Here is a 15,545-nt window from a genome sequence, read left to right on the forward strand (position 1 = left end):
CGGCCTACGCATTGGTGCTCGCCCTGGTGGTGACGGCGCCGCTGCTCGCACCCGGGTATCTGCTGTTGCGTGACGCGGTGTCCACACCGCGCTCGTATCTGTCCGACGCCGCGCTCGGATTGTCCGAGGCCGCACCGCGGGCCCTTCCGCAGGACTTCTTCATGGCCGTCGTGTCGTCGGTGGTCGACGGCGGGGTGGTGGCCAAGGCGTTGCTGGTCGCGGGCCTGTGGCTGGCCGGCTGGGGTGCGGCGCGGTTGGCCGCCGCGCTGATTCCCGAGTCGGGGCTCGCCGGTCAGTGCGTGGCGGCGACGGTTGCGGTGTGGAACCCGTATGTCGCCGAGCGGCTACTGCAGGGGCACTGGAGCCTGCTCGTCGGCTACGGGTGCCTGCCGTGGGTCGCCGCGGCCGTCCTGCAGATGCGGGAGTCGGCGCGGTGGGCTCCGGTGTGGGCGTTGGCGTTCTGGATGGCGCTGGCCGGGCTGACGCCCACCGGGCTGATGCTGGCGGCGACCGTCGCGCTCGCGGGTGTTTTCGTGCCCGGCGACGGGTGGGCGCGGTGGCGGTGTGCGGGCCTGGCGACGGCGATGACGGTCGTGGCGGCGCTGCCGTGGCTGGTCGCGGCGACGGTGTCGCAGTCATTGGAGTCGTCGCAGGCCGACGGCGTCGTCGCGTTCGCCGCGCGCGCCGAGCCGGGCCTGGCAACGCTGTTCAGCCTGGCCGGGTTGGGCGGCATCTGGAACGCCGACGCGGTACCACCCTCGCGCACAACGCTTTTCGCGATCGTTGGCACCGCGGTGTTGCTCGGTGTGGTCGCCCTCGGCTTACCGGTCGTACTGCGTCGACCGGCGGCCGTTCCGCTGATGGTCCTGGCCGGGGCTGCGGTCGTGGTGCCCGCGCTAATGGCCACCGGCCCCGGGCTCATCCTGCTCGAGGCGGCGGTTCGCGCCCTGCCCGGCCTGGGGGTGGTCCGCGATGGGCAGAAGTGGGTGGCGTTGGCGATGCCCGGCTATGCGGTGGCCGGGGCGGCGGCGGTGGTCTTCGCGCGACGCTGGTTGCCGGCGGCGGCGACCGCGGCGCTGTGCTGCGTCGTGCTGATCGCGACGCTGCCGGACCTGGCGTGGGGGGTCGGCGGCCGGGTCGCGGCCGTGCAGTACCCGCCGGGATGGGCGAAGATGGCCGCGATCATCAACGCCGACCCGCGCACGGTCGCGGTGATGCCGATGGGCAGCATGCGCCGTTTCGAGTGGGCGGGCGAGGCTCCGGTGCTCGATCCGCTGCCCCGGTGGGTGCGCGCCGACGTGTTGACCACCGGCGATCTGCAGATCGGCGAGCGGACCGTGTACGGGGAAGGTCAGCGTGCGCGCGACGTGCAGGAGATTCTCGTCGAGAGCGCCGACCGTCAACTGCTCGCCGACGCGGGCGTCGGATGGGTCGTGGTTGAATCCAGCGGCGTCGAAACCGGCGGTCCGACAGAGCGTTTGCCCTTGCCCGTGGCCTACACCGATGAGGACCTCACGCTGTATCGCGTCGGTGGATCATCGCCGCCGGCCGACGGCCGGGCCGTCGTGGTGGCCGCTCATCTGGCGTGGCTGGCGATGCTTCTCGCCGGCGCGGGCCTGTCGCTGTTCGCGACGATGGCTAGACGACGCCGCTGACGTACTGGCCGCGGTGCACCGATTCCAGCACGGTGCGCATCGCCTCGGCGCTCTGCTGCCAGGAGAACTCACCGCAGCGAACGTGTGCCTTGGCTCCGAGTTGCTCGCGCAACACGTGATCGGACAGCAGTTCTGCCAAACCGTCGACCAGGCCGTCGAAGTCGTCGACCAACACGCCGGTCACACCGTCGACGATGGAATCGGTCAGCCCACCGGACGACCGGTAGCCGATCGTGGGCACCGAATGCTGACCGGCCTCGATCACCGCCAGCGCCCAGCCCTCTTTGCGTGATGGCAGCACATGCACCCAGGCCTCTTGCAGCACACGGTGTTTCGCCTGGTCGTCGATGTGGCCGTGAAACGTCACCGCATCGGAGATGCCGAGCAGCGCGGCATGTTCGACAAGGCGCTGCTCCCACCAGCCGCCACCCACGACGTCGAGCGTCAGCCCCGGGAAGCGCGCCCGCAGCGCGGCGACAGCCTCGAGCGCGTCCTCGATCTGCTTGTGCGGCACCAGACGTGACAGCACCACGACCCGCGGGGCCGGCGCGCGCCGCGCGGACAACGTCGAGGCCGGCGCCTCGTCGAGCCCGTTGCGCACCACCGCGATCTGTCCGTGCCGCACCCCCAGCGCGGCCAGGTCGCGCGACGACGGCAGCGACACCGTGACGTACTGGTTGCGCCGGTGCGCGCGCGGCGAGAGCCTCGATTCGACGAACCAGCCGATTCGGCCCTTCACCGGCCCGGCCACCGGCCACTGCTCGCGGTGGCAGTGGTGCACGAGTACGGCGACGCGCCGACCGTAGGCCAGTCGCGCCATGAACGGGATGCCGTTCTGGGTGTCGATCACCACGTCGGGCCGCACACGGCGCAGCGGTCCGAGCCCGATGCGCGCCAACACCATCGCCAGCCCCGCCCAGATGTAGACCGTGTGGCGCCCACCGCCGCGACTGATCCGGACCCCGTCGACGACCTCGCGACGCGCGGCGCCCGGGTAGCGCGCGGTGCGCAGCGTGACCTCGACACCTGAAGCGGCCAACTGCGCGCCGATGCGCTGCAGGTAGGCCTCGCTCCCGCCACCCTGAGGGTGGCCGGTGTCGCGCCAGCACAGCAGCAGCACCGATCGAAGCGGACGGTCAGACATCGCCAACAGCGTAGTCCGATCGCGTCGCTGCGTAGTCTTCGGTTCCATGCCAGTTCCGGACCGCTTCGCCGAGCGGGCGACGCTGTCCCGGTCGCTGCGCCTGCTCGCGGAGTTCCGCTTCGAGCAACCCGACCCCGCACGGTTCTACGGCGCGCTCGGCGAGGACACCGCCGAGATGGTCGCCGATCTGTGGCTCGATGCGGACGGATCGACGCCGGCCGGTCGGATCGTGCTCGACGTCGGCGGTGGCCCGGGCTATTTCGCGGAAGCCTTTTCGGACAGGGGTTTTCGCTATATCGGCGTCGAGCCGGATCCGGCCGAGATGCATGCCGCGCCCGGAACGGCGACCGCGGCCACCTCTGTGCGGGCCTCGGGGATGGCATTGCCGTTCGCCGACGACAGCGTCGACATCTGCCTGTCGTCGAACGTCGCCGAGCATGTGCGGCACCCGTGGCGGATGGGCGCCGAGATGCTGCGGGTGACCAGGCCCGGCGGGTTGGTGGTGCTGTCCTACACGGTGTGGCTGGGCCCGTTCGGCGGGCACGAGACCGGGTTGTGGCATTACCTCGGCGGCGCTCGCGCCGCGCGACGGTATACCCGCAGGCACGGCCATCGGCCGAAGAACAACTACGGCTCGTCACTGTTCGCGGTGTCGGCCGCCGACGGGCTCGACTGGGCGGAAAGCACCGGCGCGCTCGTCGCCGCTTTTCCCCGCTACCACCCGCGATGGGCCTGGCCGCTGACCCGGGTACCGGTGCTGCGGGAGTTCCTGGTCAGCAATCTGGTGCTGGTGCTGAGCCCCCCGACTGCAACAGGTTCTCGTTTTGCGCCGGGATAGGTAATGTGACGGCCATGACACAGAGCACCGCGTTCAAGACCCAATGGGACAAGCTGTTCATCGGCGGTAAGTGGGTCGAACCGGCCACCTCCGATGTGATCGAGGTGCACTCCCCGGCGACCGGTGAACTGGTGGGCAAGGTGCCGCTGGCGTCGGCCGCCGACGTCGACGCGGCCTGCGCCGCCGCCCGCAAGGCGTTCGACGAGGGTCCCTGGCCGCACAAGTCGCCGCAGGAGCGTGCCGCGGTGCTGGCGGCGGCGGTGAAGCTGATGGAGGAGCGCGGCGACGAGCTGAAGTTCCTGCTGGCCGCCGAGACCGGTCAGCCGCAGACCATCGTCGACATGATGCAGTACGGCGCGGCGATGTCGTCGTTCCAGTACTACGCGGGTGCGGCCGACAAGTTCTCCTGGAAGGAGATCCGCGACGGCATCTACGGCCAGACGATGGTCGTGCGGGAACCGATCGGCGTGGTCGGTGCCGTCACCGCGTGGAACGTGCCGTTCTTCCTGGCCGCCAACAAGCTCGGTCCGGCGCTGCTGGCCGGCTGCACCGTGGTGCTCAAGCCCGCCGCCGAGACACCGCTGTCGGTGTTCGCGATGGCCGAGATGTTCGCCGAGGCCGGCCTGCCCGAAGGGGTGCTGTCGATCGTCCCGGGCGGCCCCGAGACCGGTCGCGCGCTGACCGCCAGCGACCAGATCGACAAGTACACGTTCACCGGCAGCTCCGCGGTCGGCAAGGAGATCGCCAAGATCGCCGCCGAGAAGCTCAAGCCGTGCACGCTCGAGCTGGGCGGTAAGTCCGCCGCGATCATCCTCGAGGACGCCGATCTGGACTCGACCCTGCCGATGCTCGGGTTCTCGGGTGTGATGAACAGCGGGCAGGCCTGCGTCGCGCAGACGCGCATCCTCGCGCCCCGGTCCCGCTACGAGGAGGTCGTCGAGAAGGTCGCCAACTTCATCGGCGCCATGCCGGTCGGCCTGCCCGACGATCCCAACGCGGCGATCGGCCCGCTGATCTCCGAGAAACAGCGCGACCGCGTCGAGTCCTACATCAAGAAGGGTGTGGAAGAGGGCGCCCGCCTCGTCACCGGCGGCGGACGGCCCGAGGGTCTGGACAACGGCTGGTTCGTTGAGCCGACCGTCTTCGCCGACGTCGACAACTCGATGACGATCGCCCAGGAGGAGATCTTCGGACCCGTGCTGGCGGTCATTCCGTATGAGACCGAAGAGGACGCGATCCGTATCGCCAACGATTCGGTGTACGGGCTGGCGGGCTCGGTGTGGACCACCGACAACAAGAAGGCGCTCGAGGTCGCATCGAAGATCCGCACCGGCACGTACGCGGTCAACATGTACGCGTTCGATCCCGGTGCTCCGTTCGGCGGTTACAAGAACTCCGGCATCGGCCGCGAGAACGGCCCCGAGGGCATCGAGGCCTACGTCGAGCACAAGAGCGTGCTGCTGCCGTTCGGCTACACCCCCGAGGACTAGAACGCGTCTTCCGGCACATCCATGGCGTCCAGACCGATGGTCTCGATGATCCCTCGCGCAGCGGTCAACAGCGGCAACATGTGCTCGGCGAAGAAGTTCGCCGCCGCGACCTTGCCGGTGTAGAACGCCCGGTCGCTGTCGGAGACGTCGCCGTCGAGGGCCGCGAGCGCGATCTCGGCCTGGTGCAACAACAACCAGCCGATCACCAGGTCGCCGACGGCGAGCAGGAACGGCACCGATCCCAGGCCGATGCGGTACAACTCGCGCGGGTTCTCCTGCGCCGAGACCAGGTATCCCGTCATGGCCGCGACCATTGCCTGCACGTCCTGCAGCGCGGAGGCCAGCCGGGCGCGCCCGCCGGCGAGTTCTGCACGCGCGATGTCACTGCGGACGAACTCCTGGATCTGACCGGCCAGATGCGCCAGCGCCGCACCCTGGTCACGGGCGATCTTGCGGAAGAAGAAGTCCTGCGCCTGGATCGCGGTGGTGCCCTCGTAGAGGGAGTCGATCTTGGCGTCGCGGATGTACTGCTCGATCGGATAGTCCTGCAGGAAGCCCGAACCGCCGAACGTCTGTAGGGATTCGGTCAGGCACTGGTATGCCCGTTCCGATCCCACACCCTTGACGATCGGCAGCAGCAGATCGTTGATGCGCCCGGCCATCTCGGCGTCGGCCCCGGAGACGATCTGCGCGACGGCGGGGTCCTGGTGGGCCGCGGTGTAGAGGTAGAGCGCCCGCAGGCCCTCGGCATAGGACTTCTGCGTCAGTAGCGCGCGGCGCACATCCGGGTGGTGCAGGATGGTCACCCGCGGCGCGGTCTTGTCGGTCATCTGGGTCATGTCCGCGCCCTGCACACGGGTCTTGGCGTAGTCCAGCGCGTTGAGATAACCCGTCGACAACGTGGCAATCGCCTTGGTGCCCACCATCATCCGGGCGTACTCGATGACCTTGAACATCTGGGCGATGCCGTTGTGGGAGTCGTTGACCAGCCATCCGACGGCGGGCACACCGTGTTGACCGAAGGTCAGCTCGCACGTCGCCGACACCTTCAGCCCCATCTTGTGCTCGACGTTGGTGACGAAGACGCCGTTGCGCTCGCCGAGCTCGCCGGTCTCGGGGTCGAAGTGGAACTTCGGCACGATGAACAGGCTCAGGCCCTTGGTGCCCGGTCCCGCGCCCTCGGGGCGGGCCAGCACGAGATGCACGATGTTCTCGAACAGGTCGCCGGCGTCGCCGTTGGTGATGAACCTCTTCACGCCGTCGAGATGCCATGTGCCGTCGGACTGTTGGACGGCCTTGGTGCGGCCGGCTCCCACGTCGGAACCGGCGTCGGGTTCGGTCAGGACCATCGTCGCGCACCAGTCGCGTTCCACCATCAGCGCGGCCCAGTGTCGCTGTAGTTCGTTGCCGATGCCGTAAAGGATGTCGGCCATCTTCGATCCGGCCTGATAGATGAAGACCGCCGGATTGCCGCCGAGGACGAACTCGTTGATCGCCCACTCCACGGCGGCCGGCGCCGCCACGCCGCCGATGTCCTCGGCCATCCCGACGCGGAACCATTCGCCTTGCTGCCAGGCCCGAAACGACTTCTTGAACGGCTCGGGCAGGGTCACCTCATGGGTGGCCGTATCGAACGTGGGCGGGTGTCGGTCGGATTCGGCGAACGACTCGGCGAGCGGCCCCTCGGCCTGCCGGGCCGCTTCGTCGAGCATCTGCCGCACCGAATCGCCGTCGAGTTCGCCGAACTCGCCGGTCGCGAGCGCTTTGTCGAGACCCAGTACCTCGAAGAGATTGAATACGAGATCCCGCACATTGCTTCTGTAGTGGCCCATGACGAGCGCCTTTCGTTCGCGTGGGGCCGAGCGTAGCCGTCCGATCCAGCCGCGACCTGCACTTCAGCTCAGGTCACCGTGCCGGTCCAAATTATGGTCTTGCACATAATCGACGGTCGCGACTCCGCGCGGGCGACCGACACCGGTACGGGTATCTAGCTGGGCCTATCAAGGTGCGTGTTGTGATGTGGAATACATTAGTTGCTCCTGTGTGTTGCGGGTTTTATGCTCGACGTCATAGCAGGGAGGCACCCGATGTGGGTCATTGAAGTCAACGTCGCCGGATACCGGTTCACCCATCGCGTGCACGATCGTCGGATCTTTCGACTCAGCCCCCGTACGCTCGGTTGGCGCCCGGCGCACCTGCGTCGCACGCCCGCAGCTTGACCGCGCCATTGGAGGTTGACCTGTCTTCCGTCGTGACCAAAACCGTGAACAAACGCGGTTCGACGCGCACCAAGATGTTGGTCGCCGCCGCCGAAGTGCTGCGGGAGCGCGGCGCGGCAGGCGTCACGATCGACGAAGTACTCGCCCGCAGCGGCGCGCCACGCGGGTCGGTGTACTACCACTTCCCCGGGGGCCGCAACCAGATCCTGCGCGAGGCGCTGTGCTATGCCGGTGACGCGATCACCAAGGAGATCGACGACGCGGCAGCCAAGGGCGGGATGCATCTGGTCCGCAACTTCGTGACGTTCTGGGAAGAACTGCTCGTCGAAAGCGACTTCGCGGCCGGCTGCCCGGTGGTGGCGGCGGCGATCGGGTCGGCCGCCGAGGAACCGCAGCTGACCACCGTGGCGGGCAGCATCTTCGGCCACTGGCGCGACGCGCTCACCCGCGCGTTCGTCTCCGACGGTTTCGACGAATCCGACGCGGCCTCCCTTGCGATCACCTGCATCGCGGCACTCGAGGGCGCGGTGGTGCTGTGCCGCTCGACGCGCTCGGTCGGCCCGCTCCACGACGTCGCCGCGCAGGTCGAATTCCTGATCAGGTCAAGGGATTTCATTTGCCGCTACGGTGTGCCCGACCGCAACTGAGCGCAGCGCCACCGCGCGCAGACGAAGTCCCGGTTCACCGCCGCCTCGACGAGTTGCCACTCCGAGCGGACCGGCAGCACCGGTGAACCCGCACCGAGCGAGCACGGCGCGTAGCTGACGATCATCTCGTCGATGAGTCCCGCCTCGACGAACTGTCGGGCGGCATCGCCTCCACCGACCACCCACACGTTCTTGTCCGCCGCGGCGGCGAGCAACTCCGGATGGAGATCGGCGACGTCGCCGGCGAACGTATGCACGTCGTGCCCGCGCTCGACGATGTGCGGACGCCGCGTCAGCACCCACGACGGCTGCTCGTACATCCAGTCACCGGGCTCGTTGCGCACGATCCATTCGTAGGTCGCCGAACCCATCACCACGGCGCCGATCGTGGCGATGAACTCGTCGTAATGGAACGGTCCGTTCCGGTCGATGTCGCGTGATGTCAGCCAGTCCAGGCTGTCGTGCTCGTCAACGATGAAACCGTCCAAGCTGGACGCCGTGTAGTAGACCGTCGCCAAATCAGTTGCCCCTCATCCATTCCAACGGATCGCCGCGGTGAGTATCGACACCGTGGCGGGCCAGCATCGTTCGGGCCAGCCCGCGCCGGTGCGCCGCATACTGCAGAACGTGGGCGACGATGCCGTACAACTGAAACGACTCGGGCGGATCGCACAGCGCGTCGATGACGGTGTCCCCCATCCGGCCGTCGGCGGCGTACTCGGAAACCATTGTCGTCCAGCGCTTTGCGATGTCGTCGTGATGCCGGGACAACTGCGCGGCCGTGGTGGTCTCGGGTCGGGTGGCCGAGCGGTCCGGGAAATCGCGGCCTTCGATCGTGGCCAACCACACCTGCTTGGTCCACACGACCGCACCGAGCACCGCTCCGACGCTGGGTTCGGGACCGTCCCAGTCGAGAACCACCTGTCCGGGCGAGAGTTCTTCTCGCCATTGGTCTTCGGTCAAGGCCCTCGCGCGGTCCAGGAGATACGCGGTGTCGGCGACGTCGTGCGCGACCATCAGCACAGAGATGTCGGGCTCCTTCGTGTCCCCCGCGTTGTCGAGCCACAGCGAATGCGGCGGGTGGAAGTGAAGACCGTTGGGTGCGGTGACCCTGAACTCGACGTCGGTGGCCCTCGACGGCGGCACACCGAAGGTGCGCCGGAAGGCGCGCGAGAACACCTCGACCGACGACCATCCCTCGTCGCCCGCGACGGCAGACACGCGCTCACCCTGCTGCAACCGCCATGCCGCACGTTCGAGCATGATGCGGCGGCGCATGGCCGCGGGCGACTCGCCGGTCAGGCGACGCACTTCCCGCGAGAAGTGGAATTCGGAGGCGTGGGTGCTGCGGGCCATGCTGTCCACCCCGCTGTTGGGTGTGGCGACGACCGCGTCGAGCAGTTCCCGTAGGCGGTCGCGGCGCGGTCCGGTGGTCACGAACACCGAGTATGGTCGCGGCGCCAGCGAAAGAACATGACGATTCCTGCTGCGTTCAGCTGTCGAGCACCTCGTGAACCCGGGCCTCGACATCACGGTGATCGCCCAGATCGGTCAGGTCGATCCCGAAGCGGCCGGTCAGTTCGGCGAGGACGTCGGCGGCCGTGTCGAGGCGCACTCGTTCGGTCCCTCCCCCGCTGTGAACGGCGAGGTTGCGGCCGCGCAGATTCCACCTGGCGTCGTCGGTGACCAGCGCCACCGACAGGCCGGTGACAAAGCCCGACTCGGGAAACGTTGACACGTACCAACTTCCGACCTGCAGATCGATCTGTGGCCGCGGTCGGGTCTCGAACGTGTACAGCGGCTGCCACTCCCCGCGGATCTCGGCCTCCAACAGAAAACCGTCGTCGTGCTCGCGCAACCGGTAGGGCTCATGACGCGTCGCCTGCACGGGACCGGCTTCGAGCCGGATCGGCGACGTCAGCGTCTGTCCGCCGAACCCGACGTCGACCAACCATGGTCCGTCCTCTGCCGGGACGCGCACCGACAGCACCTGATGCGTCTGCGCGGGCAGCACACCCGACTGGTTCATCCACACCACCCGGCCCGCGAGCCGCTGCACGCTGTAGCCCAAGGCCTCGAGCACGTACCCCATCAAGCCGTTCTGCTCGTAGCAGTATCCGCCGCGGCGACGGCGCACCAGCTTGCGGGACAGCGCGCCCGCACTCAAGTCGATGACCGGGATACCCAGGAGCGGATCGAGGTTCTCGAACGGAATCGACCGGTTGTGCGCCGCCACCAGGGCTCGCAGGGTGGACAGCGTCGGCTCCGTCGAGCCGGTGTAGCCGACCCGGTCCAGGTAGGCCGCCACGTCGAGCGCAGCCGTCACGTCGGTTGCCATGCCCACATCTTGCGGCCTCAACCGCCGTTCAGGTCAATGGTTGCCGCGGGATGGCGCGCCGAACGCGCGCAAGGGGGCTTATGGCTTGCCGCGGGCCGGCGTCTGGTTCGCGACGCCGTGCCGAAGCGGCGTGTTGGCCTGCGCGGCCGTCGACTCCTGCACGGGCGAACCGCCCGCCGTACCGCTCACCTCGGGCGCATTGGCCGGGTCACCGGACGACGGCTCGGCGCCATGCGTCAGCTCCTTGAGCCGCGCATGCAGCACCTCGAGAACCGGGATGCGGTTACCGTGCTCGGTCTCGTGGTCGAACACCGCCCGCAACTGGGGTTCGTCGAGCGCACGGATGCGGTGTCGCAACTCGGTCAGCGGCAGCTGGTCGTAGTCGGTGATCGGCAGGTCGTCGCTCGGCGCCATGCGCTGTCTCCTTAGAGGTGAGGTAGGCCGTCGGTCGGCGAGGGGATCGCTGTCCCCGGCCCGTCGGCGCGTCCGCGATACCGGACGATCACCGCGGCGACCGCTCCGACACCTGCGAGCGCCAGCGTCGGCCACATCGCGGCCTGCATCAACCACAACCGTCGCTGCACCTTGAAGATGCGCTTCTGCGCGGACCGCGCTCGGGACAACGTTTCCACGTCTAACGGTTGCCCCGGGCGGCGGTTATGAAACCCGTTAGGTTCCCGTCCACTTCGGCGCCCGCTTCTCGGCGAACGCGATCGCACCTTCCTTGGCGTCGTTGGACATGAAGACGGGCCCGAAAATCTCGACCTGCTTCTTCCACATCTCGCCGGAGTTCCAGTCGCGCGACTCGACGATGATCCGCTTGGTCGCCGCCACCGCGAGCGGACCGTTGGCGGTGATCTTCTCGGCGAAGGCGACGGCCGCCTCCAACGCCTGACCCGGTTCGGCGAGCACGTTGACCATCCCGAGGTCGTGGGCGCGCTGTGCGGACAGACTCTCACCGGTCAGCGCGAGTTCCATTGCGAGGCCGTAGGGAATCCGCTGCGGCAACCGCAGCAGTCCACCGCCGCCGGCGACCAGCCCGCGCTTGACCTCGGGAATGCCGAAGGCGGATTCCTTCGACGCCACGATCAGGTCGGTGGCCAGCGCCAGCTCGCAGCCACCCGCGAGGCAGTAGCCCTCCACTGCCGCGATGAGCGGCTTGGCGGGCGGGCGCTCGGTGAAGCCCAGGCCGCGGCCCTCGATGGCCACGTTCTCGCCGCGCGCGAACGCCTTGAGGTCCATGCCCGCGCTGAACGAGCCGCCGGCTCCGGTCAGGATGCCCACCGACAGGCCGGCATCGCCGTCGAGTCGGTCCATGGCGTCGGCGAGGCCGCGGCTGACGTCGGCGTTCACCGCGTTCTTGGCCTGCGGACGGTTGATGGTGATGATCAGGATGCGGTCGCGCTGTTCGACAAGCACGACTGGTTCGGTGTTGTCACTCACGCGGCTGATCGTAACGGCCCGCGGACCCGGTCATGCGGGCGCAGCGGCCGCGTGCACGCCGATCTCGGCGATGGCGGCCCGGTTCTGCCCGTCGGCGGTGCCCAACTTGGTAATCCACACCACCACGCGTGAGGCCGGCCGTGGGTCAGTCACGGGGATCCTCGTCACGCCGGGCTGCACGGGTGTGGCGGGTGTGAGCTCGAAGGTGTCGGCCAGTGCCTTGGGTTCTCCGGGGACGTCGGTGCCGCGCACCTGAATCATCGAGCCGGCGCTGTTCTGGTCGACGGTGACCGCGGTGATCGGCGTCGGCTCACGCAATGAGATGAGCAGACCCACGCCGGGTTTGAACTTCGGGAACGGGTCAGCGTCGTAGTAGCGGTCGGTCGACCAGGCCGTGTCGGGCTTGGCGTCGATCGCCAAACCGGCATCGTCGGGACTGTCCGGAGATCCGTCGGGGGCGAAGACCGTCGCCGCCTCCAACGGGATGCGATCCCCGGGAGCCAGCCCGCGCACGGTCTCGGTCCGTTCGGGAGGTCGGGGCGCCGCGGTCGTCGGTACCAGCCCGAGTTTGTCCGCGTCCATCGCGACGTCGTCGTCTTTGGTTTCCAGCAGACCGTTGAGTGACGAGGCCAGCGCCAGGATCGCCACCGCAACGATGGCGGCGGCGGCACCGAGTCCCGTGCGGAGGATGGTGCGGCGGGCCACCTCCTTTTGTTCCTCGGGTCCGAAGTTACGGAATTCGGCGTATCGTCCGGGCTTCGGCGTCGGCAGGGGCGGCATCACTCGGTGAGTCGACTCGACGTCGGGTGCCGCGGCCTGCTCCAGCAAGGTGAGCAGCGTTGCGGCGCTTCCGATTCCGCCGTTGTCCCGCAGGAGCGCCGAGGTCGTTGTGGAGATCAGGAAGGGGATTCGCGGGTCGACTTCGGCCGGCTCCTCGGGTTGGGCTTCGGTCGGCCAGTGGCCGACGAGCAGCGCGTAGAGGGCGCAGCCGATTCCACGCAGATCCGTCTGCGGGGTGGTGTCGGGCAGGACGGCCGGAAATGCCAGCGCCACGTGCCCGTCGGCGCCCACCCGCAACCGTGCGGGATCGTCGACCGACAACACGAGACCCGCGCGGTGCGCCGCCTCGGCGGCCGCGGCCAGCGCTCGTGTCATGGCGGCCACGGAGTCGGGCGCCTGCCCCTCGTCGGCGACCTCGCGGAGGCTCGCTCCGGGAAGCCAGTCGGACACCACGACCCCGAAGGCGCCCGTGTGCAGCACATCGAGCACCGGCGCGATGCCTGCTGTGTCGAGACCTCGGAGCCGGATGGTGCGCGCGAGGATCTCGTGGACGAACTCGTCGGGCAATTCGTTCGCAACGTCGACGACGGTCAGCGCGACGTGCTGGCCCGACGCGATGTCGAGCGCTTGCCAGAATTCCAGCAGCGCGCGGCCGCCGTGCGGGGCGATCAGCCGGTATCGGCCCCCGATCGCCATGCCCGGGATCAGTCGTTGGTGACGTGTCGCCATCGCTCCGAACTTGCTCGACGGTCGCGGTCCACCCGTCCGCTGCGGTGCGGAGGGGACGCGAGCCGGCCCGATTGTCGACGGTGGATAGCCGCGGGGTGCGGCGCCTAAACGCCTCAGTCGCCCTTCTTGCCGTTGCCGTTGCCGCGCCCGTTGCCGTTGCCGTTGCCCTTCTTGGGCGGCTTGGGCGGTTTGGGTTGCTCGACGATCGGGGCCGCGCTCGGCGGTGGCGGCGCGGCGGTGGTCGGCGGCGGAGGTGGCGGCTGTGCCGGCGTGCTGGTGGACACCTGTTGCGGCGGCGGTGTGCTCGACGACGGGTCGAGCGCCAACGCGAGGCCGGCCACGACGACCGCGACAAGCCCCGCGGCGGCCAACAGCAGCTTGCGCTCGCGGCTCATCGGCCGCCGCCGCGGCGCCGGAGCGACGAAGTAGTTGGCCGAGGGCGCGAGCGGTTCGGCGAGGATCTTGGTTGCGGGTCGTGGCGCCGCTGCGGGTGCCGATGTCGGCAGCGCGGAGGGGGCGCCCATCAGCGCTGCGCGCATCTGCTCGGCGCTGGTGAAACGCTGGTTCGCGTCACGGGCCATGGCCCCGTCAATCGTCGCGGCCAACGCCGGGTCGACGTCGGGTCGTACCGCGCTGATCGGAGGAGGCGGTGCATCGAGGATGGCGTGCAGCAGGGCGGCGGGATTCTCCTGCGGGAACGGCCGCTGCCCCGTCAACGCCTCATAGCCCATCACGCCGACGGCGTAGAGGTCGTCGACCACCGAGGCCGGTGCGCCCGCGACGCGCTCCGGGCTCATGTAGGCCATCGTGCCGACGATCTGGCCGGTGGCGGTGAGCGCGGAACCCGCGGTCTTGGCGATGCCGAAGTCGGCGACCTTCATCGCACCGCTGTTCGGGTTGATCAGCACGTTGCCCGGTTTGATGTCGCGGTGGACGATGCCCGCCGTATGCGCGCAGGCCAGCGCGCCGAGCACGTCGTCAAGCACCTTGCGAACACGCGGTGGCGGCATCGGCCCCATCGCGATCTCGTCCTGAAGTGTCTGTCCCGGCAGGCGCTCCATGACGATGAAGGGGCTGCCGGCATGCTCGCCGGAGTCGTGCACCGCCACGATGTTGGGGTGGTTCAGTGCCGCGGCGGCGCGGGCCTCCTCCTCGAACCGTCGCCGCATGCCGGGGTCGGTGGCGAAGGCGGGATACAGCAGCTTGATCGCCACCGGCCGATGCAGACGGGTGTCCCATCCGTCGTGGACCTCGGCCATCCCGCCGCGACCGAGTACACCTCGCAATTCGTAGCGGTCCGCAAGTAGGGCGCGGCCGTCCATGCCGTTAAGGTAGCCGAAGCCAGTTGAGGGCAAACGCCCGCTGTTTGTGCTGGACAGGGGCGCTCCGCTAAACTAGAACACGTTTCAGTTTTCGATCAGAGGGGGTCCGGTGGCCACCGCCGACACCGAGCCGTCGCAGCTCACCAAGTGGGACCCGGGTCTGACCGAACGGTTCTTCGCCGTCACCCGTCCCTTCCTCAAGCGCTACTTCCGTTCTGAGGTGCGGGGGCTCGAGAACATTCCGGCGGGCGGCGCCCTGCTGGTGTCCAACCACTCCGGGGGCATGCTTCCGATGGACGTGCCGATCCTGGCCGCGGACTTCTACGAGCATCACGGTTACGACCGGCCCATCTACACGCTGAGCCACGACATGCTGATGGTCGGGCCGACCGGCGACTTCTTCCGCAAGATCGGCTACATCAGCGCCAACCATGAGAATGCCGACCGTGCGCTGCGCTCCGGCGGTCTGGTCGTGGTGTTCCCCGGCGGTGACTACGACGTGTACCGGCCCACGTTCTCGGAGAACGTCATCGACTTCGGCGGGCGGACCGGCTATGTGAAGGCCGCGCTCAACGCCGGTGTGCCGATCGTTCCGACGGTCGGCATCGGCGGCCAGGAGACCCAGATCTTCCTGTCGCGTGGCACCTGGCTGGCAGAGCGCCTCGGGCCGATCGCGCGCCTGGCCCGCACGAAGATCCTGCCGGTCTCCTTCGGGTTCCCGTTCGGCCTGTCGCTGGTCGTGCCGCCCAACATCCCGTTGCCGTCCAAGATCGTCATGCAGGTGCTGCCGCCGATCGACATCGTGGCCGAGTTCGGCGAGGACCCCGACATCGACGAGGTCGACGCTCATGTGCGCCGGGTGATGCAACGGGCACTCGACGAGCTGGCCACCGAGCGCCGCCTCCCGATCCTGGGCTGAGACTTGTTTCGGACAGGCATC

At 68.7% G+C, this 15,545-nt stretch carries 15 protein-coding genes; 5 read left to right on the top strand and 10 right to left on the bottom strand.

The features are described 5' to 3' along the window. Positions 1–14 precede the first annotated feature (14 nt). On the top strand, positions 15–1,655 hold the full coding sequence (locus RMCN_RS20095; RefSeq protein WP_084377581.1) for an MmpA family trehalose lipid delivery protein: 1,641 nt from the start codon (positions 15–17) through the stop codon (positions 1,653–1,655). Here RMCN_RS20095 and RMCN_RS20100 read toward each other — a convergent pair. Beyond that, positions 1,639–2,799 (bottom strand): glycosyltransferase family 4 protein, encoded by a 1,161-nt coding sequence (locus RMCN_RS20100; protein WP_067392834.1) that lies wholly within the window; start codon positions 2,797–2,799, stop codon positions 1,639–1,641. The two genes, RMCN_RS20095 and RMCN_RS20100, sit on opposite strands and share 17 nt — an antisense overlap. 46 nt (positions 2,800–2,845) lie before the next feature. On the opposite strand from RMCN_RS20100, the gene RMCN_RS20105 reads away from it, so the two are divergent. Together RMCN_RS20105 and RMCN_RS20110 are read left to right on the top strand one after the other, a co-directional pair. Continuing rightward, entirely contained in the window at positions 2,846–3,637 is a 792-nt protein-coding gene (locus RMCN_RS20105; protein ID WP_067392837.1) for a class I SAM-dependent methyltransferase, read from the top strand. 14 nt (positions 3,638–3,651) lie between these two features. After that, positions 3,652–5,127: an aldehyde dehydrogenase gene (locus RMCN_RS20110; RefSeq protein ID WP_067392840.1), complete on the top strand. Its 1,476-nt coding sequence runs from the start codon at positions 3,652–3,654 to the stop codon at positions 5,125–5,127. On the opposite strand, the gene RMCN_RS20115 is transcribed toward RMCN_RS20110, so the two are convergent. Next, a complete protein-coding gene (locus RMCN_RS20115; RefSeq protein WP_067392843.1) occupies positions 5,124–6,959 on the bottom strand; it encodes an acyl-CoA dehydrogenase in 1,836 nt (611 codons plus the stop codon). The two genes, RMCN_RS20110 and RMCN_RS20115, sit on opposite strands and share 4 nt — an antisense overlap. Before the next feature lie 461 nt (positions 6,960–7,420). On the opposite strand from RMCN_RS20115, the gene RMCN_RS20120 reads away from it, so the two are divergent. Continuing rightward, positions 7,421–7,993 carry a TetR/AcrR family transcriptional regulator gene (locus tag RMCN_RS20120; protein ID WP_067393116.1) on the top strand — a complete coding sequence of 191 codons (573 nt, stop codon included), beginning with the start codon at positions 7,421–7,423 and terminating at the stop codon, positions 7,991–7,993. On the opposite strand, the gene RMCN_RS20125 is transcribed toward RMCN_RS20120, so the two are convergent. The 8 genes from RMCN_RS20125 to RMCN_RS20160 all read right to left on the bottom strand — a co-directional run bounded on the left by RMCN_RS20125 (position 7,969) and on the right by RMCN_RS20160 (position 14,605). Further along, on the bottom strand, positions 7,969–8,511 hold the full coding sequence (locus RMCN_RS20125; RefSeq protein WP_067392847.1) for a dihydrofolate reductase family protein: 543 nt from the start codon (positions 8,509–8,511) through the stop codon (positions 7,969–7,971). The two genes, RMCN_RS20120 and RMCN_RS20125, sit on opposite strands and share 25 nt — an antisense overlap. Before the next feature lies 1 nt (position 8,512). Continuing rightward, positions 8,513–9,436: a helix-turn-helix domain-containing protein gene (locus RMCN_RS20130; protein WP_234787727.1), complete on the bottom strand. Its 924-nt coding sequence runs from the start codon at positions 9,434–9,436 to the stop codon at positions 8,513–8,515. A 49-nt stretch (positions 9,437–9,485) separates the two neighbouring features. Then, entirely contained in the window at positions 9,486–10,331 is an 846-nt protein-coding gene (locus RMCN_RS20135; protein WP_067392850.1) for an arylamine N-acetyltransferase family protein, read from the bottom strand. Positions 10,332–10,409: 78 nt separating this feature from the next. Further along, a complete protein-coding gene (locus tag RMCN_RS20140; protein ID WP_064413861.1) occupies positions 10,410–10,745 on the bottom strand; it encodes a DUF8129 domain-containing protein in 336 nt (111 codons plus the stop codon). Positions 10,746–10,756: 11 nt separating this feature from the next. Further along, entirely contained in the window at positions 10,757–10,954 is a 198-nt protein-coding gene (locus RMCN_RS20145; RefSeq protein ID WP_131808583.1) for a hypothetical protein, read from the bottom strand. 46 nt (positions 10,955–11,000) lie between these two features. After that, positions 11,001–11,783 carry a crotonase/enoyl-CoA hydratase family protein gene (locus tag RMCN_RS20150; protein WP_067392857.1) on the bottom strand — a complete coding sequence of 261 codons (783 nt, stop codon included), beginning with the start codon at positions 11,781–11,783 and terminating at the stop codon, positions 11,001–11,003. A gap of 21 nt (positions 11,784–11,804) precedes the next feature. Next, the gene (locus RMCN_RS20155) at positions 11,805–13,283 is read right to left on the bottom strand and encodes a protein kinase family protein (protein WP_067392858.1); all 1,479 of its coding nucleotides are present in this window, start codon (positions 13,281–13,283) and stop codon (positions 11,805–11,807) included. A 113-nt stretch (positions 13,284–13,396) separates the two neighbouring features. Beyond that, positions 13,397–14,605 (bottom strand): serine/threonine-protein kinase, encoded by a 1,209-nt coding sequence (locus RMCN_RS20160; protein WP_067392860.1) that lies wholly within the window; start codon positions 14,603–14,605, stop codon positions 13,397–13,399. A 109-nt stretch (positions 14,606–14,714) separates the two neighbouring features. Here RMCN_RS20160 and RMCN_RS20165 point away from each other — a divergent pair, with 109 nt between their 5' ends. Beyond that, positions 14,715–15,524 carry a lysophospholipid acyltransferase family protein gene (locus RMCN_RS20165; RefSeq protein ID WP_067392864.1) on the top strand — a complete coding sequence of 270 codons (810 nt, stop codon included), beginning with the start codon at positions 14,715–14,717 and terminating at the stop codon, positions 15,522–15,524. Positions 15,525–15,545 lie beyond the last annotated feature (21 nt).

The organism is Mycolicibacterium novocastrense (genome assembly GCF_001570485.1).
Classification (GTDB): domain Bacteria; phylum Actinomycetota; class Actinomycetes; order Mycobacteriales; family Mycobacteriaceae; genus Mycobacterium; species Mycobacterium novocastrense.

Coding starts and splice junctions, on each gene's coding strand:
- RMCN_RS20100 (WP_067392834.1), bottom strand. CDS start 2,799: ATGTCTGACCGTCCGCTTCGATCGGTGCTGCTGCTGTGCTGGCGCGAC.
- RMCN_RS20105 (WP_067392837.1), top strand. CDS start 2,846: ATGCCAGTTCCGGACCGCTTCGCCGAGCGGGCGACGCTGTCCCGGTCG.
- RMCN_RS20110 (WP_067392840.1), top strand. CDS start 3,652: ATGACACAGAGCACCGCGTTCAAGACCCAATGGGACAAGCTGTTCATC.
- RMCN_RS20115 (WP_067392843.1), bottom strand. CDS start 6,959: ATGGGCCACTACAGAAGCAATGTGCGGGATCTCGTATTCAATCTCTTC.
- RMCN_RS20120 (WP_067393116.1), top strand. CDS start 7,421: ATGTTGGTCGCCGCCGCCGAAGTGCTGCGGGAGCGCGGCGCGGCAGGC.
- RMCN_RS20135 (WP_067392850.1), bottom strand. CDS start 10,331: ATGGCAACCGACGTGACGGCTGCGCTCGACGTGGCGGCCTACCTGGAC.
- RMCN_RS20140 (WP_064413861.1), bottom strand. CDS start 10,745: ATGGCGCCGAGCGACGACCTGCCGATCACCGACTACGACCAGCTGCCG.
- RMCN_RS20155 (WP_067392858.1), bottom strand. CDS start 13,283: ATGGCGACACGTCACCAACGACTGATCCCGGGCATGGCGATCGGGGGC.
- RMCN_RS20160 (WP_067392860.1), bottom strand. CDS start 14,605: ATGGACGGCCGCGCCCTACTTGCGGACCGCTACGAATTGCGAGGTGTA.